The sequence below is a fragment of the Streptomyces sp. NPDC048751 genome (assembly GCF_043198595.1).
Lineage (GTDB): Bacteria > Actinomycetota > Actinomycetes > Streptomycetales > Streptomycetaceae > Streptomyces.
Window position 1 is genome coordinate 34,372 of the sequence record NZ_JBICUX010000011.1, and the last position, 22,390, is coordinate 56,761.

Genomic DNA, 22,390 nt, shown 5'->3' on the forward strand with positions numbered 1-22,390 from the left:
GTTCGAAGATAGGTTAGCCTAACCTCATTTTATGTCCAGGGGTGGGGGCCCTTGGGGTCGCGGCGGCGTGAGATGTGTGAGGGTGCGTCAGCTCTGCGTGGCGGCCTCAACCACTGTGCGCGGCAGGCTCGTTGATGCGACATCACAGGCGCGTGATCTCCAAAAGTGATCAACCCCACCCTTGAATCTGGAACCCTCGCGCTCTTTACTGTCCAGCAAATATGAAGATCGGGTAAGGAAAACGGGGGATACGTGCGATCGCACTCGCGCAACGCGGCCGCTGGGCACCGGCGAAGAAGGCCCAGACGCCTTATTGCGTTCACAACCGGAATCACTTCGATGGCTCTGCTGGCGTCCCTGCCGGCGTTCGCGGCAACAGCTTCGGCCGCACCGGCCGAGACACCGTCCGCCTCCTCGGAGACCACGCACCGCACCGCCGCGGAACAGGCGGCGGAGACCGGCCGGCAGGTGGAGGTCACCGGTGAACGCACCGAGTACTCCACCACCATGGCCAACCCGGACGGCACCTTCACCCTCGTGCAGTCCGCGGTGCCGCAGCGCGTCAAGGACGACGACGGCTCCTGGGACGCGGTGGACCCGACCCTCGAACGCCGGGCCGACGGAACCGTCGGCCCGAAGGGCGCCGTGGTCGACCTGTCCTTCTCCGGCGGCGGCGACGGCGCCGGCCTGATCAGCCTCGGCAACGATCAGGGCACCCTGCGCCTCGGCTGGCCGGGCAAGCTGCCCGAGCCCCGGATCGAGGGCGCCAAGGCGGTGTATCCCGACGTTCTCAAGGGCGTCGACCTGGAGCTCACCGCCACGGCCGAGGGCTACCGCGAGGTGCTCGTGGTCAAGTCCGCCGAGGCCGCCGACAACCCGGAACTCGACCGGATCGAGCTGACGGCCTCGGGCACCGACCTGGACGTCGTGCCCGGCGCGGGCGGTGGTCTGCGCGCGATCGACGCCGACGGCAACACCGTGTTCAAGGGCCCGGCGGGCCAGATGTGGGACTCCGCGAGCCGGACCCAGGAGTCCGGTGCCGGTGGCGTGAGCACCCAGTTGATGACCGCGGCCGAGGCCGACGCGCCGGCGCCGGTCCCCGACCCCGTCGAGGACGGCACCCAGCCGCACTCCGGCGACGCCAGCGCGGTGATGCCGGTCAAGGTCCAGGGCGACACGATCTCGGTCACGCCCGACCTCGACCTGCTGCGCGGCGAGGACACCGTGTACCCGGTGCGCATCGACCCGTCGGTCGGTCTCGGGGTGTCCGAGCGGACCGTGCTGTCCTCGGACGGCGACAAGTTCTGGATGTTCAACGGCGACTACGGCGTGGGACGCTGCAGCGTCTCGGGCCCGTACTACTGCGGCAGCAACTACACCAACCGCATGTACTTCGAGTTCTCGCCGTCGAAGCTGGCGGGCAAGTACGTCCTGGACGCCACCTTCCGCGCGTACGAGACCTGGTCGTTCAGTTGCAGCCCCAAGTGGGTCGACCTCGAGCGCACCAACAACATCTCCGAAGGCACCGGCTGGCCCGGGCCCACGCAGCTCGACCAGATGGGCGACCGTCTTGTCTCGGCGGGCCGCGGCAGCCAGTGCAGCCCCGACCAGCCCGACCAGTGGGTCGAGTTCAACGACAACCCGGACGAGGCCGACGAGAACCTCGCCTCCACGGTGCGCAGCTTCGCCGACGGCAAGATCAACCGCCTCACGTTCATGCTGCGGGCCAAGGACGAGTCCGACCCCGAGGCCTGGAAGCGTTTCGACGACAACGCCGAGCTCAAGGTCAACTACGCCTTCAAGCCGGGCGTGCCCACGGACGTCGGCCTGATCCCCGGCGACGGCACCACCGCCTACTGCAAGACCTCCTCGTCCGACCCGCTGATCGTCACCCGCGTCGATCCGATGGTGCAGGCCCGGGTGCAGACCAAGGTCGAGCACAACATGGGCGACGAAGAGGGCTCCCTTCAGGCCGAGTACGTCGTCGAGCGCGGTGACGACGCCGCCTGGCACCAGGTGTGGTCCGACTACCGTCCGGACTCCGGCTGGGACCCGGACGGCACGCTGGAGAAGATGCGCACCACCAACCGGGCCGACGGCGGCCTGTACCGGCTGCGCGCCCGCACCCAGTCGCACTGGTCGTACGGCGCCAAGTCCGGTGACCTGTTCTCCTCGTACTCGTCCTGGTGCTACTTCAAGATCGACTCGACCGCGCCCAAGGCGCCGACGATCACCACGGGCGCCCCGTACACCGAGTGCACCACCAACCTGTGCGACGGCAAGGGCGGTCCGGGCGTCCCCGGCAGCTTCACCTTCAAGCCCAACGCCGCCGACAAGGACATCACCGGCTACCGCTGGCGGCTGCTGACCACCTCGGCGAAGGAGGCCAAGCCGGTCACGGGCACCACGGTCACCGTCAACGACGTCACCCCGTCACTGTCCGGCACGCAGGTGCTGTCCGTGGAGGCCAAGGACGTCCGCAGCCGCTGGGGCGCACCCGCCGAGTTCAGCTTCAAGGTCGCTCCGGCCCAGGGCGCCTCGGGCACCTGGCACTTCGACGACAGTGTGCCCGGATCCGGCGTGACCCTCGCCAAGGACACCGCCACCGAGGGCACCCGGCACGACGCCACGCTCTACTCCGGTGCCGGATGGTCGTCGCTGGCCCGCCGCGGCGACACCGACTACTCGGTGTTCCTGGACAGCTCCGACCCGGCCAACCAGCAGGCGTACGCGGCCACCGCGACCTCCGCGGTGAACACCAAGGACTCCTTCACCATCTCGGCCTGGGCGTACCTGACGGACAACGCGTCCACGCACGTGGTGATGGCGGCCCCGGGCACCAACGCCTCGGCGTTCACCCTGTACTACTCGGCGCCGGCCAAGAAGTGGGTGTTCAACCGCACCGCGGCCGACGTCAAGGACGGGCAGACCTACCTGCGGTCGATCGCCGACACCGCCAACCCGCCGCTGAGGGTCTGGACCCACCTCACCGGTGTGTTCGACACGAAGAACGACGCCGACAAGACGAACGACACCATCCAGCTCTTCGTCAACGGGCGTCCGCAGGGCCAGCCCGTGGTCCTCAACTCCCAGGGGGCCGCGTACACCCCGTGGGTCTCCTCCGGCGGCCTGCAGTTCGGCCGCTCGCTGGTCGGCGGGGTGTACGGCGAGCACTTCCGCGGCCGCCTCGACGAGGTGAACGTCTGGCAGCGCGTGCTGACCCCCGACGAGATCGCCCAGCAGGCGCAGCTGCTGGAGAACGGCGTGGCCGCCAACGAGCTGGTGGCGCACTGGGACGCCGGCTCCTCCACCGGCACCACGGTCAAGGAGGTCGGTTCGTACCCGGCGCCGAGCCTGACGCTGTCCGCCTCGGGCGCGACCCTGGACGGGGAGAACAACGCCCTGGTCCTCGACGGCACCGCGGGTTACGCGGCGGCGACCGGACCGGTCGTCGACGAGAGCGGCTCGTTCACCGTCACCGCCCGGGTGCAGCTCGACTCCGCGAAGCTGGCGGGCAAGCCGGTCGGCTACCAGGCCGTGGTGGCCGGGCAGCAGGCGTCCACCGGTGAGTCCTCCTGGGCGCTGTGGGTGGTCAAGCCCGCCGCCGGCGTCTACCAGTGGAAGTTCACCCGGACCGCGGTCGGCAGCGACGGCAAGGTCACCCAGAGCGCCGAGGTGCCGGGCGGCGACGTCGCCGCCACCGACACCTGGGTCCAGGTCACCGGCGTCTTCGACGCCCAGGAGGCCTGGGAGTGGACCGACCCGAACGACGCGACCAAGACGGCGACCCGCTACGGCAAGCTCCACCTCTTCGTGGGTGAGTTCGACCAGCCCTCCGAGGACGCGTCCGGGTTCACCACCGCCCAGTTCGGCACCGGCACGCTCTCCGTGGGCCGGGGCAGCAAGGGCGGCACCACCGGGAACTACCTGCCCGGCGCCCTGGAGGAACTGCGCGTGTGGACCGGCGCGATGAGCGCCGACCAGGTCCGCTCGCAGGTCCTCGGCGACGTGTGACCGTCTGACCCGCCTCACACCGACTCGGCCCGGGGCCGCGGGACCTCCCGCCCCCGGGCCGCCTCGGCACGGCGCGCGCCCGTCCGGCGCGCCCCGCGACGGGCTGCCGTCGCGTGCGCTCCCGCAGGCTCCGGCGGCCCGCGCCCACTCGGCTGCACCTCTCCGAACCCAACCAAAGGGACTCTTCCTCATGCGACCCAAACCCCCGGTCCGGCACGCACCGGACCGGTCCTCGCCCCACCGCGCGCCCTGGCTGCGGCGCGTCAGCATGGTCGTCGGCCTCGGGCTGCTGCCCGGTCTGCTCGCCCCCGCCGCGGCGATGGCCGACGACGTCGACCCGCTCGGCCGGCCCGCGCTGTCCAAGCCGCGCGCCCAGAAGGTCCAGCCCTTCAAGGGCAAGTCCGACCCGAAGACCACCGCCGTCGTGAAAGCGGCCGCCCAGGCCGACAAGGCGGCCGCCGAACGCGCCGACAAGGACCGGGCCCGGACCACCACATGGCCGTCGGGCGGCTCGGCCCGCCTCACCCTGCCCGTCTCCGGCGCGGCGAAGGCCAAGCCGGGCAATCTGCCCGTCACCCTCACCCCGCCCGCGGCCGGCGCGCGCACCACGGCGGTCACCGTCGAGGTAATGGACCAGAAAGCCGCCCAGGTCCTCGGTGTCAAGGGCGTCGTCCTGAAGGTGACCGGTCCGGCGGCCGGCGGCCGGGCCAGGCTCGGCATCGACTACTCGGCCTTCGCCTCCGCCTACGGCGGCGACTGGGCCGGCCGGCTCGCCGTCCTGCGCCTGCCGGACTGCGCCGCGCAGAGCCCGGCGGCCGCCAAGTGCCGGGCCGCGACCCCGGTCGGCTACACCAACTCCCGCGCCAAGGAACGCATCACCGCTGACCTGACCTTCGCGAAGAAGCCGGCGGGGAGCGGCAAGGCCGGCAGGGCCACGAAGCCCGCGCCGACGGCGAACCCCGGCCCGTCGACCACCGCCAAGGCGGCCTCCGGGCCGACCATGATGCTGGCCCTCACGGCCGGCAGCGCCTCCGCCGACGGCGACTACAAGGCGACCCCGCTGGCCCCGTCGTCCACCTGGGAGGCGGGCACCAGCTCCGGCACCTTCACCTGGAGCTACCCGCTCAAAGCACCCGAGCCCGCCGCGGGCCAGGCCCCGAAACTGGAGATCTCCTACGACTCCGGAAGCGTGGACGGCCGTACGGCCACCAGCAACAACCAGGGCACCCAGGTCGGTGAGGGCTTCGACATCACCTCGTCGTACATCGAGCGCAAGTACGGCTCCTGCACCGATGACGGCCACAGCGACAAGCACGACCTGTGCTGGAAGTACGACAACGCCTCGCTCGTCCTCAACGGCAAGGCCACCGAGCTGGTCAAGGACGACACCACCGGCGAGTGGCGGCTGAAGAACGACGACGCCTCCAAGGTCACCCTGGACACCGGGGCCGAGAACGGCGACGACAACGGCGAGCACTGGACCGTCACCACCAACGACGGCACCAAGTACGTCTTCGGTCTGAACAAGCTGCCCGGCGCCGGCACCGACGACCGCACCAAGTCGGTGTGGACCGTGCCGGTCTTCGGTGACGACGAGGGCGAGCCCGGCTACTCCTCCGGCAGCACCTTCGCCGAGCGCGCCAAGAAGCAGGCATGGCGGTGGAATCTCGACTACGTCGAGGACACCCACAGCAACGCCATGAGCTACTGGTACGAGGACGAGACCAACAACTACGACAAGCTCGGCGACGACGACACCGGCACCCAGTACACCCGCGGCGGCTACCTCGAGGAGATCCGCTACGGGCAGCGCGCCGGCGCCCTGTTCAGCGGCACCCCGGCTGCCTCGCACAAGATCGCCTTCAGCTACTCCGAGCGCTGCCTGGCCTCCGGCACAGGCTGCGACTCGCTCACCGAGGACACCCGGGACAACTGGCCGGACGTACCGTTCGACCGGATCTGCAAGGACGGCGCCAAGTGCCCGTACCTGGACAGCCCGACGTTCTTCACCCGCAAGCGGCTGACCGGGGTCACCACCTACGCCTGGGACGCGGCGGCGGCCACCCCCGCCTTCGCGCCGGTCGACGCCTGGACGCTCAAGCAGCTCTACCTCGACCCGGGCGACACGGGTGACTCCACCGACCAGTCGCTGTGGCTGGACGAGATCAAGCACACCGGCAAGCACGGCACCGACCTCTCCCTCGACCCGGTCAAGTTCTCGCACGTCTTCCTGCCCAACCGTGTGGACAGCCCGAGCGACGACATCCTGTCCTTCGAGCGGCCGCGGCTGAAGACGGTCGTGTCCGAGACCGGCGCGCAGACCATCGTCGACTACATGCCGGCCGACTGCGTGGCCGGACAGACCATGCCCAAGGCCGACGAGAACACCTCGCGCTGCTACCCGGTGTACTGGTCGCCCTACGGCGCCGAGGACCCGATCCTCGACTGGTTCCAGAAGTACCCGGTCAGCGCGGTGCGCACCACCGACCCGTACGGCGGCTCGGAGGCGGTCCAGCACACCTACCAGTACTCCGGTGGCGGCGCCTGGCACTACAACGACGACCCGCTGACCCCCGCGAAGGAGCGCACCTGGTCCCAGTGGCGCGGCTACGAGCGGGTCACCCACCTCACCGGCCCCTCCGGCGGCACCCAGACCAAGACGGTCACGGTGTTCCTGCGGGGCATGAACGGCGACCGCGTCCTCGGCTCGGACGGCAAGACCCCGGACCCCGACCAGCGCAAGACGGCCAAGGTGACGGGCGTCAAGGCCCCGGAGATCACCGACTCCGAACAGTTCGCCGGCTTCACCCGGGAGACCGTCTCCTACGACGGCACCACCGAGACGTCCGGCACCGTCAACGACCCCTGGTCGCAGCGCACCGCCACCCAGCACAAGTCGTACGCCGACACCGAGGCGTACTACACCCGCGTCGGCGCCTCGCACGCGCGTACCAACGTCACCAGCAAGCTCACGCCGTACGACCGGGTCCGCACCACGAAGACCACGTACGACAGCCTCGGCATGCCGACCACGGTGGAGGACCTCGGCGACGACTCCGTGACCGGTGACGAGAAGTGCACCCGCACCTGGTACGCCCGCAACGACGCGGCCAACCTGACCGCGCTGGTGTCGCGCACCCGGATCGTTTCCCGGGCGTGCTCCGTCGCGGACACCTCGCTGGACCTGCCGGCGGACTCCACCCGCACCGGTGACGTGGTCTCCGACACGGCGACCGCGTACGACACCCTCACCTGGTCGGCCACGCAGACGCCCACCAAGGGCGACGCCCGCTGGACCGGCCGCGCCAAGGGGTACGGCAGTGACGACCAGCCGCTGTGGCAGCAGACGGCGGTCACCGAGTACGACACGCTCGGCCGGCCCACCCTGGTGAAGAACACCAACAACGTCGTCACGTCCACCACGGACTACGTGCCGACCGCGGCCGGCCCGCTCACCCAGACGGTCGTCGGCAACGCCAAGAGCTACAAGACCACCACACTCAAGGACTTCGCCACCGGCGTGGACCTGAAGGTCACCGACGTCAACGGCAAGGTCACCGAGTCCGAGTACGACAGCCTCGGCCGCGTCACCAGCGTCTGGCTGCCCAACCGGCTGCGCGCGCTCGGCAAGACCGCGAACTACGTCTACGCCTACAGCGTCAAGTCGACCTCGCTGCCGTGGGTGTCCAGCGCCTCGATCAAGGGCGACGGCTCCGGGTACAACACCACCTACGAGATCTACGACTCGCTGCTGCGCACCCGCCAGGTGCAGGCGCCGTCCGCCGCGGGCGGGCGGATCATCGCCCAGACCCTGTACGACGGCCGCGGCCTGCCCGTGACCGCCCAGGCGGACATCTGGGACAACACGGCCGCGCCGTCCGGCACGATCGTGCAGATCGACGGCGGCCAGGCGCCCAAGCAGACCGACAGCGTCTACGACGGCATGGGCCGGGTGAAGAAAGCCATCACCAAGAGCTACGGCGTCACCAAGTGGTCGGTCGACACCACCTACCAGGGCGACACGGTCCTCACCAGCGCCCCGGCGGGCGGCACGGCCAGCGCCGTGGTCTCCAACGCCCTCGGCAAGACCGTCGAGCGCCGTGACTACGCGGGCACCTCGCCGGCCGGCACCACCTACATGACCACCCGCTACGGCTACGACGGCGGCGAGCGACAGAAGACCATCACCGCGCACGACCAGTCCGCCTGGTCGTACACGTACGACCTCTTCGGCCGTCAGGTCTCTGCGTCCGACCCCGACAAGGGCACCACCACCACCGAGTTCAACGAGCTCGACCAGGTGGCGAAGACCACCGACAGCCGCAACCAGGCGCTGCTGTTCGAGTACGACGTCCTGGGCCGCAGGACCGGCATGTGGCAGACGTCCAAGACCGACGGCAACAAGCTGGCGGCCTGGACGTTCGACACGCTCGCCAAGGGCCAGCAGGACACGGCCGTCCGCTACGAGGGCGGTGTCGCCGGCAAGGCGTACACGCAGAAGGTCACCGGCTACGACCCGCTGTACAAGGTCACCGGCAACCAGCTGCTCCTGCCCGCCGGCGACCCGCTGGTCACCGCGGGCGTGCCCAGCACCCTGTCCTTCTCCACGGGGTGGAACCTCGACGGCACGGTCAAGCAGGCCGCCGCGCCCGCCGTGGCCGGACTGTCCGCCGAGACCGTGTCGTACACCTATGACACGCTCGGCCAGGTGCTGACCGCCAATGGCAGCACCGGCTACCTCCAGGGTGCCGCCTACTCCCCTCAGGGCGATGTGCGGCAGCTGACGCTCGGCACCGACCCGGCCGGCAAGAAGGTGTACGCCAACTACGACTACGAGGCCGGCACCCGCCGTCTCACCCGGTCGTACGTCACCGACGACGTGCACGGCTACATGCTCCAGGAGTTGAAGTACTCCCAGGACGACGCCGGCAACATCACCTCGATCCACGACGGCACCACCCTGGGCGGCACCGGCAAGGAGGACTACCAGTGCTTCACCTATGACGGCTACCGCCGTCTGAGCGAGGCCTGGACCCCCAAGACCGCCGACTGCGCCGCGTCCGGCCGCACCACCGCCAACCTCGGCGGGGCCGCGCCGTACTGGACGAGCTACCAGTACAACGACTCCGGCCTGCGTTCCCAGCAGGTCGTGCACAGCATGGCGGGAGACGTCACCACCGACTACCACTACGGCACCGCCAAGGGCCAGCCGCACGCCCTGTCGTCCACGACGTCCGGCTCGACGACCACGTCGTACACCTACGACGCCACCGGCAACACCGAGACCCGGCCCGGCACCCAGGCCAAGCAGACGCTGACCTGGAACGCCGAGGGCAAGGCCGCCACCGCGAGCGAACCCGCGGCGGGCACCAAGCCGGCCACCGGCACCGGATACGTCTACGACGCCAGCGGTGAGCTGCTCATCCGGAGGCCCACCACCACCGACGGCGAGACCGTGCTCTACCTGGGGGTGACCGAGGTCCACCTCAAGGTCAGCGGCGGCGGCGCCACCAAGGCGCTCTCCGGCAGCCGCACCTACAAGGCGGGCGACACGGTCATCGGTGTGCGTACCTCCACCGCGGGCGTCACCGGCACGAAGCTCACCTTCCTCGCCGGTGACCACCACGGCACGTCGAGCCTGGCCATCGCCTCGGACACGCTGGCCTTCGTCAAGCGCTACACGGCACCCTTCGGCGCCCAGCGCGGCACGGCGTCCGGCACCTGGCCCGACGACAAGGGGTTCCTCGGCAAGTCCGTGGACCAGACGACGGGGCTCACCCAGCTCGGCGTCCGTCTGTACGACCCGGGCAACGGCCGGTTCCTGAGCGTCGACCCGCTGCTCGAACCGGACAAGCCGCAGTCCCTGAACGGCTACGCCTACGCGAGCAACAGCCCGGTCACCAACTCCGACCCGACCGGCAACAGTGACGGCATCGGCGGCATCATCGGGGCCATCGGCGCCATCATCGGCGGGGTCGTCGGAGCCGTGCTGGGCGTCGTGGGCGCCGCGATCGACGCGGTGTCGTCCTCCGGCAGCGGTACGGCGTCGACCGTCTCCGGCGGCTGGACGGGCCAGACCATCAACCAGTGGACGCCCGGGGCGACGTACAACTACATCACCAAGTCCTGGGACCTGCCGTTCAACAGACCCGGCAAGAGCCTGGACGAGATGCTGGCGTCCCTGCCCGACTGGGGCATCGTCCAGGACTCGAAGGCGATGAACCAGTGGGAGTCCTCGCGCTCCCTGTTCTTCGGCTGGCTGTGGGGCGGCGGCTACCCGCTCAGCGACCACCAGGACTTCCGCGGCGGCGACGCCTTCACCGCGATCCTGGCCAAGGACGACACCATCGCCGGGTGGCGGTCCAAGATGGTCGGCCAGGCCCGTGAGGGCACCAAGGGGCAGTTCGCCAAGGAAGTCGACATCCAGTACAAGGACCGCGGACCGGATCCGGGCAGCCCCTGGTGGAAGGCGAACTCGCTGCGCGGTGCGGCCAACGACGTCCTCGGCACCCTGACCAACGGCTCTCTGGGCACGGAGAACTCGGCCGACGCCTTCCTGGGCACCTGGTCGGGCACGGCCAAGATCAAGTCGATCAACAAGAAGGAAGGCTCCGTCACTCTGAAGTTCACGGCCTGGAACCTGTCGGACTGGCATTCCGCGACCCACTTCATTCCCCGGATGATGAACCCCGCCTTCACCGACACGTTCGGAGCGGCGACCCGGCAGGACTTCTCGTGGGAGGAGAAGTGGCCGGTCAACGAGTGCGTGAACTATTCGGACTGGCTCTGACAGCGATCCGCACCAACCGCGCCGCGCCAACCGCGGCGCACCGGTAAGACACCGTGGGGCCGGGACCGTCGAACGGCCCCGGCCCCACGGCCGTTCCAGCCCCACACCTAGGATGCATTCGTGTTCAAGAAGCCGCTGAGGTCCGCCCGCTGGACCGCTCTCCTCATCGCGCCGTTGCTGCTGGTCACCGCCTGCGGCGACACGGAGGAGAAGGCGAAGGTCCCGGCGGAGCAGATCGTCGGCACCTGGACGGCGGCCGACGGCGAGACGTTCTCCTTCGCGGCCGACCGCACCTTCACCTCCGCCGGCCTCGACTCGAAGAAACTCGCCGACGCCCGGTGCCCCGGCGAGAAGGCCACCGGTAGCTGGGCGTTCTTCGCCGACCAGGGCGACGGTCTGTACGGCACGTCGGAGAAGGCTCGCTCCGGCGACGAGATCGGGCTCGCCTTCGACAAGGAGCCGCAGGAGAGGTGCACGATGAACCTCAGCGTGGTCGACGGCGGCAAGACCCTCTGCGCCACCGACGACCCTGATGACCCCTGCGGCCTCGATGTCCGCTTCACCCGGCAGAAGTGAAGTGACGCGGCGCCGGTTGGCAGGGCGTGTCGCGCCCTAGCCCGCCAGCCCCAACTCCCTCGCGATCAGCATCCGCTGCACCTCGCTCGTGCCCTCGCCGATCTCCAGGATCTTGGAGTCGCGCCACATACGGGCCACCGGATACTCGTTCATGAAGCCGTACCCGCCGTGGATCTGCGTGGCGTCGCGGGCGTTGTCCACGGCGACGGTCGACGAGTACAGCTTGGCGAGCGCCGCCTCCTTCTTGAACGGCTCGCCGGACACCAGACGTGCGGCGGCGTCACGCCAGGCGAGGCGGGCCGTGTGGGCCTTCATCTCCATGTCGGCGATCTTGAACTGGATGGCCTGGTTGGCGCCGATGGGCCGCCCGAAGGCCTGACGTGCCTTCGCGTACTTCACCGACTCGTCCACACAGCCCTGCGCGAGACCCGTGCCGAGCGCCGCGATGGCGATACGGCCCTCGTCCAGGATCCGCAGGAACTGCGCGTAACCGCGGCCCTGCTCGCCCAGCAGGTTGGCCGCCGGGACCCGCACGTCGTCGAAGGACAGCTCACGGGTGTCCGAGGCGTTCCAGCCGACCTTGGAGTACTGCGGTGCCACCGTGAACCCGGGTGTGCCCGAGGGGACGATGATCGAGGAGATCAGCGGGCTGCCGTCCGGCTTGCGTCCGGTGACGGCCGTGACCGTGACCAGCCCGGTGATGTCCGTGCCCGAGTTGGTGATGAAGCACTTCGTGCCGTTGATCACCCACTCGTCCGTCTCCGCGTCGAGGCGGGCCGTCGTCCGGGTGGCTCCGGCGTCGCTGCCGCCGTCCGGTTCCGTGAGGCCGAAGGCGCCCAGGACCTCACCGGTGCACAGCCGCGGCAGCCACTCGCGCTTCTGCTCCTCCGTGCCGAAGAGGTGGATCGGCATGGCGCCCAGCGAGACACCGGCCTCCAGCGTGATCGCCACCGAGGAGTCGACCCGGGCCAGCTCCTCCAGGGCCACGCCCAGGGCCAGGTAGTCGCCGCCCATGCCGCCGTACTCCTCCGGGAACGGCAGCCCGAACAGGCCCATGCGGCCCATCTCGCGGACGATCTCGTACGGGAACTCGTGCCGCTCGTAGAAGTCGCCGATCTTGGGCGCCACCACCTCGTGCGCGAACTCCTCGACCGTGCGGCGGAGTTCTTCCAGTTCGGGGGAGAGTCGGAAGTCCATCGGGATCAGTGCTCCTTGATGTCCTGGGCGTCCTCGTGGGACAGGGCTCGGACGGTGCGGGACGGGCTGGGTCGGCCCAGTCGGTCGGCCATCCACACGCTCGTGGCGACGAGGCGGCCGAGGTCGACTCCGGTGTCGATGCCGAGACCCTGAAGCATCCACACGAGGTCTTCGGTGGCGAGGTTGCCGGTGGCGGACTTGGCGTAAGGACAGCCGCCGAGGCCGCCGGCGGAGGCGTCGACGGTGGTGACGCCGTGCTGGAGGGCGGCCAGGGTGTTGGCGAGCGCCTGGCCGTAGGTGTCGTGGAAGTGCACGCCCAGCGCGCCGACGGGGATGCCCCGTTCGCCGAGCGCGGCGAGGAGGGCGTTCACATGCCCCGGGGTCGCGACGCCGATCGTGTCGCCGAGGCTCAGCTCGTCGCAGCCCATGTCGGTCAGGGCCGCGCAGACCCGTACCACCTGGGCGACGGGGACCGGGCCCTCCCACGGGTCGCCGAAGCACATCGACAGGTAGCCGCGCACATGGACGCCCTCGGCCTTCGCCCGGGCCACCACCGGCTCGAACATCGCGAGGGCCTCGTCCACCGTGCGGTTGAGGTTGGCCTTGGCGAAGGACTCGGTGGCGCTGGCGAAGACGGCGACGCGCCGCGCCCCGAGTGCCAGGGCCCGGTCCAGGCCGCGCTCGTTCGGCACCAGGACCGGCAGCGCGACAGGCAGCTCGCTGACGGCCGGGAACAACTTTTCGGCGTCGGCCAGTTGGGGCACCCACTTGGGGTGGACGAAGCTGGTGGCCTCGATGGTCGTCAGGCCCGCGTCGGCCAGCCGGCGGATGAACTCCGCCTTGACCTCGGTCGGGACCGTCGACTTCTCGTTCTGGAGGCCGTCACGCGCGCCCACCTCGTGGATGCGGACGCGGGCGGGCAGGCCCTGGGCCGGTACGGTCATGGGCAGCGTCATTCGTCCTCCTCCACCGGTGCGATGACGGCGAGCACCTGGTCCATGGCGACCGTCGTGCCCGGTGCCACGTCCAGCTCGGTGACGGTGCCCGCGTGCGGGGCGGAGATGACGTGCTCCATCTTCATCGCCTCCACCACCAGCAGGCTCTGACCGGCGGTCACCTCGTCCCCGACGGCCACCTTCACCACGGTCACCGTCCCCGGCATGGGCGCGGTCAGCGAGTCGGCGCCCGCGTGCGCGGCCCGGTTCAGGGACGCGGCGACGGGATCGTGGTCGCGCACGTGCCAGGCGTCGCCGTCGCGGCCGAGCCAGTCGGCGCCGCGGTGGAAGGTGTGGCGGACGCCGTCGAGGGTGACGGAGACCCGGTCGTCGGTGACGGTGTGGGTGCCGCGCGGCACGTACTCCACCGGGTCCTGCACCCGCAGGTGGAAGCCGACAGGCCGGGGCTCCCCGCCGAGCCGCCAGCCGCTCGGCACCGAGAAGGGATCGGTCCAGCCGTCCTCCGCCCTGGGCCGCAGCGCCTCCAGCCGTACGGCCGCCGCCGCCTCGTACACCTCGTCCGGTACGTCGGTGGAGACGAGCCCCTCCACCTCGCGCTCCACCAGACCGGTGTCCAGCTCCCCGGCGACGACCGCCGGATGGGCCAGCAGCCTGCGCAGGAAGCCCGCGTTGGTCTGCACCCCCAGCGTGACCGTCTCCGCGAGGGCGGCCCGGAGCTTCCTGAGCGCGGTCGCGCGGTCGGGGCCGTACGCGATCACCTTGGACAGCATCGGGTCGTACAGGCTGCCGACCTCGGTGCCCTCACTGAGCCCGGAGTCGGTGCGCACGCCGTCGCCCTGGGGCTCGCGGAGCCGCAGTACCGTGCCGCCAGAGGGGAGGAACCCGCGGGCGGGGTCTTCCGCGCAGAGGCGGGCCTCGATCGCGTGCCCGGTGAGAGCGATGTCGTCCTGTCCGAAGGACAGGGGCTCGCCCGCAGCCACCCGCAGCTGCCACTCCACCAGGTCCAGGCCCGTGACCAGCTCGGTCACCCGGTGCTCGACCTGGAGGCGGGTGTTCATCTCCATGAAGTAGTACGAGGAGGGGTCGCCGCCGGGGACGATGAACTCCACCGTGCCCGCGCCCCGGTAGCCGCAGGAGCGGGCCGCCTGGACGGCAGCCTCGCCCATCGCGGCCCGGGTCTCCTCGTCGAGGAGAACCGAAGGGGCCTCCTCGACGACCTTCTGGTGGCGCCGCTGGAGGGAGCACTCGCGCTCGCCCAGGTGCACCACGTTGCCGTGGCCGTCCGCCAGGACCTGGATCTCGATGTGCCGGGGCCGGTCGACCCACCGCTCGACGAGGAGGGTGTCGTCGCCGAAGGAGGCGCGGGCCTCGCGGCGGGCGGCGGCGATCTCGTCCTCCAGGACGGTCAGGTCCCGCACCAGGCGCATGCCCTTGCCGCCGCCGCCCGCCGAGGGCTTGAGCAGCACGGGCGCCCCGAGCTCACGAGCCGCTTCGGCCAGCTCGGGGTCACGGCCGCCGGGGACGACCGGCACCCCGGCCGCCCGGACCGTCTCCTTGGCGCGGATCTTGTCGCCCATCAACGCGATGGCGTCCGCCGGGGGCCCGATGAAGACCAGGCCCGCCTCGGCGCACGCGCGCGCGAAGCCGGCGTTCTCGGCGAGGAAGCCGTATCCGGGGTGGACCGCCTGGGCGCCCGTCCGCGCGGCCGCCTCCAGGAGGCGCTCGACGGAGAGATAGCTCTCCGACGCGGGCGCCGGACCGATCCGTACCGCGGTGTCGGCCTCCCGGACGTGCCGGGCGTCGGCGTCGGCGTCGGAGAAGACGGCCACCGAGCGCACGCCCATCAACCGCAGCGTCCGGATGACGCGGACGGCGATCTCGCCCCGGTTGGCCACAAGCACTGTGTCGAACATCGTCGTCAGGTCCCTCACATCCGGAAGACGCCGAACTGGGGCTCACCCAGCGGGGCGTTGGCGCACGCGGTCAGGGCGAGGCCCAGCACCTGCCGGGTCTCCAGCGGGTCGATCACACCGTCGTCCCAGAGGCGGGCGGTCGCGTAGTAGGCGTTGCCCTGGCGCTCGTACTGCGCCCGGATCGGCGCCTTGAACGCCTCCTCGTCCTCCAGGGGCCAGGACTCCCCGCGCCCCTCCAGCTGGTCCCGCTTGACGGTCGCGAGGACGGAGGCGGCCTGCTCGCCGCCCATCACGGAGATCTTGGCGCTCGGCCACATCCACAGGAAGCGCGGCGAGTACGCCCGACCGCACATCGAGTAGTTGCCCGCGCCGTACGAGCCACCGACGACGACCGTCAGCTTGGGGACCCTCGTGCACGCCACGGCCGTGACCATCTTGGCGCCGTGCTTGGCGATGCCACCGGCCTCGTAGTCCTTGCCGACCATGAACCCGGAGATGTTCTGCAGGAACACCAGCGGGATCCCGCGCTGGTCGCACAGCTCGATGAAGTGGGCGCCCTTCTGGGCGGACTCGGAGAACAGGATGCCGTTGTTGGCGACGATCCCGACGGGGTGGCCGTGGATGCGGGCGAAGCCGGTGACCAGGGTCTGGCCGAACTCGGACTTGAACTCGGCGAACCGGGAGCCGTCGACCACGCGCGCGATGATCTCGCGCACGTCGTAGGGGGTGCGGGAGTCGACCGGCACCGCGCCGTACAGCCCGTAGGGGTCGACCTTCGGCTCGACGGCCGCGGTCACCTCCCAGGGCAGCTCCCCGCGCGCGGGGAGCGTGGCGACGATGTTCCGGACGATCCGCAGCGCGTGCGCGTCGTCCTCCGCGAGGTGGTCCGTCACACCGGACACACGCGAGTGGACCTCGCCCCCGCCGAGCTCCTCCGCGGTGACGACCTCGCCGGTGGCGGCCTTCACCAGGGGCGGGCCGCCGAGGAAGATCGTGCCCTGGTCGCGGACGATCACGGCCTCGTCGCTCATCGCCGGGACGTACGCGCCGCCGGCCGTGCAGGAGCCGAGCACGGCTGCGATCTGCGGGATGCCGGCGCCGGACATGCGGGCCTGGTTGTAGAAGATCCGCCCGAAGTGCTCGCGGTCGGGGAACACCTCGTCCTGCATCGGCAGGAACGCCCCGCCGGAGTCCACGAGGTACACGCACGGCAGCCGGTTCTCCAGGGCCACCTCCTGCGCGCGCAGGTGCTTCTTCACCGTCATCGGGTAGTACGTGCCGCCCTTGACGGTGGCGTCGTTGGCGACGATCACACAGGCGCGGCCGCTGATCCGCCCGATCCCGGCGATGACCCCGGCGGCCGGGGCCTGCCCGTCGTACATCCCGTCGGCGGCCAGGGGCGCCAGCTCCAGGAAGGGCGAGCCGGGGTCCAGAAGGGTGTCCACGCGGTCGCGCGGGAGCAGCTTGCCGCGCGCGGTGTGGCGGGCGCGGGCCTTCTCACCGCCGCCGAGACGGGCCGCGGCCAGCTTGCCGCGCAGCTCCTCGACCAGCGCGCGGTGCGCCTCCTCGTTGGCCCGCCAGACCTCCGACGCGGGGTCTGCCGCGCTCTGAAGCTCCGGTGCCTGGTGCATCCTGCGGCCCCTCACTTTGTTAATGAGCGTTAACGCATTTCCTTCAGGTTAACGACCGCTAACCTCCCTGTCTAGAATTGCCTTCATGAGCACCCGGACCGACGCCCCCACCCGCCGTGAGCAGATCCTCAAGGAGGCCGCGCGGCTCTTCGCCGAGCGCGGCTTCCACGGCGTCGGGGTCGACGAGATAGGCGCCGCGGTCGGCATCAGCGGCCCCGGCCTGTACCGGCACTTCCCGGGCAAGGACGCGATGCTCGCCGAGCTGCTCGTGGGCATCTCCGGCCAGCTGCTGACAGGGGCGAAGCAGCGGCTGAAGGAGGCCGACGGCGTGACTCCCGGGGAGGTCCTCGACTCGCTCATCGAGGGGCACATCGACTTCGCGCTCGACGACCGTCCCCTCATCACCCTGCACGACCGCGAGCTGGACCGCCTCCGGGACAGCGACCGCAAGCTCGTCCGACAGCTCCAGCGGCAGTACGTCGAGCTGTGGGTGGGAGTCGTCCGCGAGGTCTACCCCGACCTGGGCGAACCCGCGGCCCGCTCGGCCGTGCACTCCGTCTTCGGCCTGCTCAACTCCACCCCCCACCTCGGCCGCGCCGGCTCCCTCCCGGGCCGCGGCGCCACGGCCGAGCTGCTGCACCGGATGGCGCGGGGGGCGCTGGAGGCCGCCGGGACCGAGTGACTCCGGCCGGCGCCGGGTCCGAAGCGTGATGAGCGTTACGTGGACGCAGTCGCTTACTCGCCGGTACGGTGAATGAGCAAGCGCTTAGACATGCTCAGGACGTGGAGGTGGCGCCGTGCGCCGTACGCTTTTCGACGAGGATCACGAGGCGTTCCGGGATACCCTCCGGGCCTTCATCGAGGCCGAGGTCGTCCCCGTCTACGACGAGTGGTTCGCCGCCGGCCAGGCCCCGCGCGACTTCTACTACAAGCTCGCCGACCTCGGCGTCTTCGGCATCCGCGTCGACGAGGAGTACGGCGGCGCCGGCATCGACTCCTACAAGTTCGAGGCCATCCTCTACGAGGAGACCGCCCGCGCGGGTGTCTCCTTCGGCGGCTCCGGCGTGCACGTCCTGCTCGGCCTGCCCTACATCAAGCTCCTCGCCACCGACGAGCAGAAGAAGCGCTACCTGCCGAAGTTCGTCTCCGGTGAGGAGATGTGGGCGATCGCGATGACCGAGCCGGGCACCGGCTCCGACCTCGCGGGCATGAAGAGCACCGCCAAGCTCTCCGAGGACGGCACGCACTACGTCCTCAACGGCGCCAAGACCTTCATCACCGGTGGTGTGCACGCCGACCGCATGATCGTCTGCGCCCGCACCTCCGCGCCCACCGCCGAGGACCGCCGCCACGGCATCTCCCTCTTCGTCGTGGACACCAAGGCCGAGGGCTACTCCGTCGGCCGCAAGCTCGACAAGCTCGGCCTGAAGACCTCCGACACCGCCGAGCTGGCGTTCGTCGACGTCAAGGTCCCCGTCGAGGACCTCCTCGGCGAGGAGAACAAGGGCTTCTACTACCTCGGCCACAACCTGGCCTCCGAGCGCTGGGGCATCGCCTACGGCGCCTACGCCCAGGCCAAGGCCGCCGTCCGGTTCGCCAAGCAGTACGTGCAGGACCGGGTCGTCTTCGGCAAGCCCGTCGCCGCCTTCCAGAACACCAAGTTCGAGCTGGCCGCCTGCCAGGCCGAGGTGGACGCCGCCGAGGCCGTCGCCGACCGCGCCACGGAGGCCCTCGACGCCGGTGAGCTGACCCCCGCCGAGGCCGCCAGCGCCAAGCTGTTCTGCACCGAGGTCGCCCACCGCGTCATCGACCGCTGCCTCCAGCTGCACGGCGGCTACGGCTTCATGAACGAGTACCCCATCGCCCGCCTGTACGCGGACAACCGCGTCAACCGCATCTACGGCGGCACCAGCGAGATCATGAAGTCGATCATCGCGAAGGACATGGGCCTGTAAGCCGCCCGCAATTACTGGCCGGTACAACAGACGCCATGAGCCAGGCACTTCAGGATCTCCTCGATCTGCTCGACCTCGAACAGATCGAGGAGAACATCTTCCGCGGCCAGTCCCGCTCCGCCGTCGTCCCCCGCGTCTTCGGCGGACAGGTGGCGGCCCAGGCGCTGGTCGCCGCCGGGCGTACGGTCCCCCCGGACCGGCACGCCCACTCCCTGCACGCGTACTTCCTGCGCATGGGCGACCCGGGCGCGCCCATCGTCTACAACGTCGAGCGCATCCGCGACGGCCGCTCCTTCACCACGCGCCGGGCGGTCGCGGTCCAGCACGGCAGGCCGATCTTCACCCTGTCCGCGTCCTTCCAGACGTACGAGGAAGGCCTCGACCACCAGACGCCCGTCCCGCCCTCCCCGGACCCGGCCACGCTGCCCACCTCCGAGGAGCGGATGCGCGGCTACGACCACCTCGACGCCGCGGTGGTGGAGAAGTTCCTGGAGACCCGCGAGGCGATCGACCTGCGGTACGTCGAGGAGCCGCCGTACGGCAAGTTCGGCGAGCCGCGCGAGCCGCACTCGCAGGTGTGGTTCCGCACCAACGGCAAGCTCGGCGGTGCTGTTGACGAACCCCTGCTGCACGTGGTCCTCGCCACGTACGTCTCCGACATGACCCTGCTCGACTCGGTCCTGCTCGCGCACGGACGCGGTGGCTGGGCCGTCGGTGACGTCGTCGGGGCGTCCCTGGACCACGCGATGTGGTTCCACCGGCCGTTCCGCGCCGACGAGTGGCTCCTGTACGACCAGGAGTCCCCGACGGCGCACGGCGGCCGGGGCCTGGGGCAGGCCCGCATCTACACCCAGGACGGCGAGCTCGCCATCTCGGTGATCCAGGAGGGCGTGGTCCGCGTCCCGCGCTGACCACGCCTCCCGGGGAGCCTCACTCCCCGGCGAGACCCGCCTCCGCCAGGAGGTACGCCACCATCGGGTCGTAGTGGCGCGGGCTGAGCACATGGTCGTCGAGGGGGACCGTCACCTGCACGGTCCCCTCCGCCTCGGCGAGGAAGAGCGCCGGGTCGTTGCAGTCGGCGTAGCCGACGGAGTCCACGCCGTGCTGTCCCGCGTAGCCCGCCCAGCCGTGGTCGGCGACGACCAGGTCGGGCAGCGGGCGCCCCGCGTGCTCGAGTGCGGTGAGGATGGCCTTCATCGGCTCGCCGGAGTGGGTGTGCCAGAGGCTGGCACCGTGTGCCAGGACCGCCACGTCCGCGAGCTGCCAGACGTACCCCTCGTCCGTCTGCAGCCCTTCCGGGATCACCAAGATCTCGCAGCCGGCCGCGCGCAGGGCGGCGGCCGTGGCGCGGTGCACGTCGAGCAGGCTGCCCGGGTGGCCCGTCGCGAACAGCACCCGCTGCCGGCCGTCGGCCGCCTTGCGCAGCCGGCCCGCCAGCCGCTCCAGGGCAGCGACGGTCAGCTCGGGGTCGATGGTGTCCTGGCCGTACCGGTACTCCGGATCGTCGTTGACGCCGACCCGCTCCGCCATCACCGCGAGCACGTCCTGCTCGTCGCTCCACCGGTCGCCGAGCTCCAGGCCGAGCCAGTACTTGCGGTCGCCGTTCGCCAGCTTGCGGAAGTGGGAGAGGTTGTTCTCACGCGGCGTGGCGACAGCGCCCGCGATACGGGTCCTCACGAGGTGGTCGACGAGCTCGGCGCGGCTGGGTGTCCCGGGTATCGGCATGTGTCCATTGTGAGGCAGCGCTCTGTGCGCGCACTCGACGTCCCGCACGCTGGGACGTGCGTCACGCCATGATCTACAGCCGCCCCAGCGCGAACCACAACTCCATGCGTATGTCCGGGTCGTCCAGGTCGGCGTCGAGCAGCGCCGCGCACCGGGCGATCCGCTGCCGCACGGTGTTGCGGTGCACCGACAGCGCCACCGCCGTACGGTCCCAGCTGCCGTGCAGCGACAGCCAGGTGCGCAGGGTCTCGGCGAGGGCGGGGCTTCCTCCGGTGATCGGCGCGAGGAGCGCGCGGGCGTGTGTCCCGGCCTCGTCCGGCGGCACCAGATCAGCGAACGCGGTCCGCCCGCCGTGCCGGACCAGCGGGGTGCGGGTGGCCCGGGCGCGCGCCAGGGCACGGGCCGCCTGGGAGTCGGCGGCGGGCCACTCACCGGGCTCGGCCGGGGCGCTCACGCCCAGCGTCCACCCGGCCTGCGGCGCCACCTCCCGCCCCTCCGGCACGAGCACCCGTACGACGTCCTCAGCCAGGTCGACCAGCGGGGAGCCCAGGGCGGTGCCGAGCGCGGACGCGGCGACCGCGTCCAGGGTCCGGCCGTGCGGAACGGCGTGCACGACCACCCACCGCCCGCCGCCCAGCAGTGGGGCGACCTCCTCCGTCGTACCGCCCAGCAACAGCCGCACCAGTGCCGACGACCGCGCCGCCCCCGACCCGCTCTGCTGCTCCCCGGTGAGGAGGGAGAGCAGCACGGCGGCGACCGACGCGATCGTGTGGTCACCGGGCTCGCGTTCCGCCGCCGCGACCCCGAGCACGAAGCCGTGCCCGGCGCCCAGGGCGTAGGCGGCGAGGTGGGTGCCGGCGACGGTGTCGGTGGCGGAAGAGGGGGTGGGGACGGAGGCGGTGGGGGCTGAGGTCTCGGCGGGGCTGCTGCCGACCGGATGCGCCGGCCGGACCACCGACGTCAGGTCTCGCAGCGCCTTCCTCGCCGCCTCCCCCGGCGGCCGCCCCGCCGTCGCGATCTCCGTGCCCTCGGGCCCGTACAGCACCGCCCAACCCCCGACCCGCTGGGCCAGCCGGACGAGGACGGACGGCACCGGGTCGGGGCGGGCGGCCGCGGCGGCCAGGCTCTGCTGGGCCTCCGTGACGCGGCGGAGTTCTGCGTGCCGGGCCTGGGCCATCAGCTGCCAGACCGCGCGGGCCACGCCGGAGAAGGTCGTGCGGGGCGGGACCTCCAGCAGCGGCAGCCCGTGCGTGTCGCAGGCCGCCACCAGGCCGCTCGGCACGCTGTCGTGCACCGGGGCGAGCCCGAAGCCCAGGGCCGTGCCGCCCGCCGCGACGATCCGGGAGACATAGGCGTCGAAGTCGAAGGCGCGCCCCGGCCCCGCCGCCTCCGGGAGGTACGCCCCCGCGGTCAGCAGCAGTTCGCCGCCCAGGAGGTAGGGCGAGGGGTCCGCCATCTCGGAGGAGTGCGCACCATGGATCGTGACGGCGCCGTCCGCCGGCCCGGCGATCCGCCGCAGGCCCAGGTCCTCGTGGGCCAGCAGCGCGACGAGGGGTACGGGAGGGGTGGGGGGAACGACGGAGTCCGGCACGGTGGACGTTTCCTCCGGTGTCATGGCTTGATGTGGATGAAA

General features: G+C 71.0%; 12 protein-coding genes. 6 read left to right on the forward strand and 6 right to left on the reverse strand.

The window, feature by feature from the left end; genetic code table 11:
* Positions 1–339: 339 nt before the first annotated feature.
* The 3 genes from ACGFNV_RS31180 to ACGFNV_RS31190 all read left to right on the forward strand — a co-directional run bounded on the left by ACGFNV_RS31180 (position 340) and on the right by ACGFNV_RS31190 (position 11,380).
* Complete coding sequence (locus tag ACGFNV_RS31180; RefSeq protein WP_393626963.1) at positions 340–4,014, forward strand: LamG-like jellyroll fold domain-containing protein; 3,675 nt, start codon at positions 340–342, stop codon at positions 4,012–4,014.
* A gap of 190 nt (positions 4,015–4,204) precedes the next feature.
* Positions 4,205–10,804 carry an RHS repeat-associated core domain-containing protein gene (locus ACGFNV_RS31185; RefSeq protein WP_393626965.1) on the forward strand — a complete coding sequence of 2,200 codons (6,600 nt, stop codon included), beginning with the start codon at positions 4,205–4,207 and terminating at the stop codon, positions 10,802–10,804.
* A gap of 120 nt (positions 10,805–10,924) precedes the next feature.
* Complete coding sequence (locus ACGFNV_RS31190; protein WP_393626967.1) at positions 10,925–11,380, forward strand: hypothetical protein; 456 nt, start codon at positions 10,925–10,927, stop codon at positions 11,378–11,380.
* Positions 11,381–11,416: 36 nt separating this feature from the next.
* Here the strand turns inward: ACGFNV_RS31190 and ACGFNV_RS31195 are convergent, their stop codons facing one another.
* Genes ACGFNV_RS31195 through ACGFNV_RS31210 form a run of 4 tightly spaced genes read right to left on the reverse strand, consistent with a single transcriptional unit; the run spans position 11,417 to position 17,077 of the window.
* Positions 11,417–12,577, reverse strand: coding sequence for an acyl-CoA dehydrogenase family protein (locus tag ACGFNV_RS31195; RefSeq protein ID WP_393626969.1), 1,161 nt, complete (start codon positions 12,575–12,577; stop codon positions 11,417–11,419).
* Between the two features lie 5 nt (positions 12,578–12,582).
* Positions 12,583–13,533, reverse strand: a complete 951-nt coding sequence (locus ACGFNV_RS31200; protein WP_393626971.1) for a hydroxymethylglutaryl-CoA lyase — start codon at positions 13,531–13,533, stop codon at positions 12,583–12,585.
* On the reverse strand, positions 13,530–15,446 hold the full coding sequence (locus tag ACGFNV_RS31205; protein ID WP_393626973.1) for an acetyl/propionyl/methylcrotonyl-CoA carboxylase subunit alpha: 1,917 nt from the start codon (positions 15,444–15,446) through the stop codon (positions 13,530–13,532). Before ACGFNV_RS31205 ends, ACGFNV_RS31200 begins: the two co-directional genes overlap by 4 nt.
* A 14-nt stretch (positions 15,447–15,460) precedes the next feature.
* Complete coding sequence (locus tag ACGFNV_RS31210) at positions 15,461–17,077, reverse strand: carboxyl transferase domain-containing protein (protein ID WP_393626975.1); 1,617 nt, start codon at positions 17,075–17,077, stop codon at positions 15,461–15,463.
* Positions 17,078–17,162: 85 nt separating this feature from the next.
* On the opposite strand from ACGFNV_RS31210, the gene ACGFNV_RS31215 reads away from it, so the two are divergent.
* The 3 genes from ACGFNV_RS31215 to ACGFNV_RS31225 all read left to right on the forward strand — a co-directional run bounded on the left by ACGFNV_RS31215 (position 17,163) and on the right by ACGFNV_RS31225 (position 19,943).
* Positions 17,163–17,759: a TetR/AcrR family transcriptional regulator gene (locus ACGFNV_RS31215; protein WP_393626977.1), complete on the forward strand. Its 597-nt coding sequence runs from the start codon at positions 17,163–17,165 to the stop codon at positions 17,757–17,759.
* A gap of 115 nt (positions 17,760–17,874) precedes the next feature.
* The gene (locus ACGFNV_RS31220) at positions 17,875–19,032 is read left to right on the forward strand and encodes an acyl-CoA dehydrogenase family protein (RefSeq protein WP_133926100.1); all 1,158 of its coding nucleotides are present in this window, start codon (positions 17,875–17,877) and stop codon (positions 19,030–19,032) included.
* Between the two features lie 35 nt (positions 19,033–19,067).
* On the forward strand, positions 19,068–19,943 hold the full coding sequence (locus tag ACGFNV_RS31225) for an acyl-CoA thioesterase (RefSeq protein ID WP_393626979.1): 876 nt from the start codon (positions 19,068–19,070) through the stop codon (positions 19,941–19,943).
* A 19-nt stretch (positions 19,944–19,962) separates the two neighbouring features.
* Here the strand turns inward: ACGFNV_RS31225 and ACGFNV_RS31230 are convergent, their stop codons facing one another.
* Together ACGFNV_RS31230 and ACGFNV_RS31235 are read right to left on the reverse strand one after the other, a co-directional pair.
* Positions 19,963–20,757, reverse strand: a complete 795-nt coding sequence (locus tag ACGFNV_RS31230) for a phosphatase (protein WP_393626981.1) — start codon at positions 20,755–20,757, stop codon at positions 19,963–19,965.
* A 73-nt stretch (positions 20,758–20,830) separates the two neighbouring features.
* Positions 20,831–22,348 (reverse strand): PucR family transcriptional regulator, encoded by a 1,518-nt coding sequence (locus tag ACGFNV_RS31235; protein ID WP_393627325.1) that lies wholly within the window; start codon positions 22,346–22,348, stop codon positions 20,831–20,833.
* Between the last annotated feature and the right edge of the window lie 42 nt (positions 22,349–22,390).

What these genes read in the sequence shown, in the direction of transcription:
- ACGFNV_RS31180 (WP_393626963.1), top strand. Translation starts at nt 340, where the DNA reads ATGGCTCTGCTGGCGTCCCTGCCGGCGTTCGCGGCAACAGCTTCGGCC.
- ACGFNV_RS31185 (WP_393626965.1), top strand. Translation starts at nt 4,205, where the DNA reads ATGCGACCCAAACCCCCGGTCCGGCACGCACCGGACCGGTCCTCGCCC.
- ACGFNV_RS31195 (WP_393626969.1), bottom strand. Translation starts at nt 12,577, where the DNA reads ATGGACTTCCGACTCTCCCCCGAACTGGAAGAACTCCGCCGCACGGTC.
- ACGFNV_RS31200 (WP_393626971.1), bottom strand. Translation starts at nt 13,533, where the DNA reads ATGACGCTGCCCATGACCGTACCGGCCCAGGGCCTGCCCGCCCGCGTC.
- ACGFNV_RS31205 (WP_393626973.1), bottom strand. Translation starts at nt 15,446, where the DNA reads ATGTTCGACACAGTGCTTGTGGCCAACCGGGGCGAGATCGCCGTCCGC.
- ACGFNV_RS31210 (WP_393626975.1), bottom strand. Translation starts at nt 17,077, where the DNA reads ATGCACCAGGCACCGGAGCTTCAGAGCGCGGCAGACCCCGCGTCGGAG.
- ACGFNV_RS31215 (WP_393626977.1), top strand. Translation starts at nt 17,163, where the DNA reads ATGAGCACCCGGACCGACGCCCCCACCCGCCGTGAGCAGATCCTCAAG.
- ACGFNV_RS31225 (WP_393626979.1), top strand. Translation starts at nt 19,068, where the DNA reads ATGAGCCAGGCACTTCAGGATCTCCTCGATCTGCTCGACCTCGAACAG.
- ACGFNV_RS31230 (WP_393626981.1), bottom strand. Translation starts at nt 20,757, where the DNA reads ATGCCGATACCCGGGACACCCAGCCGCGCCGAGCTCGTCGACCACCTC.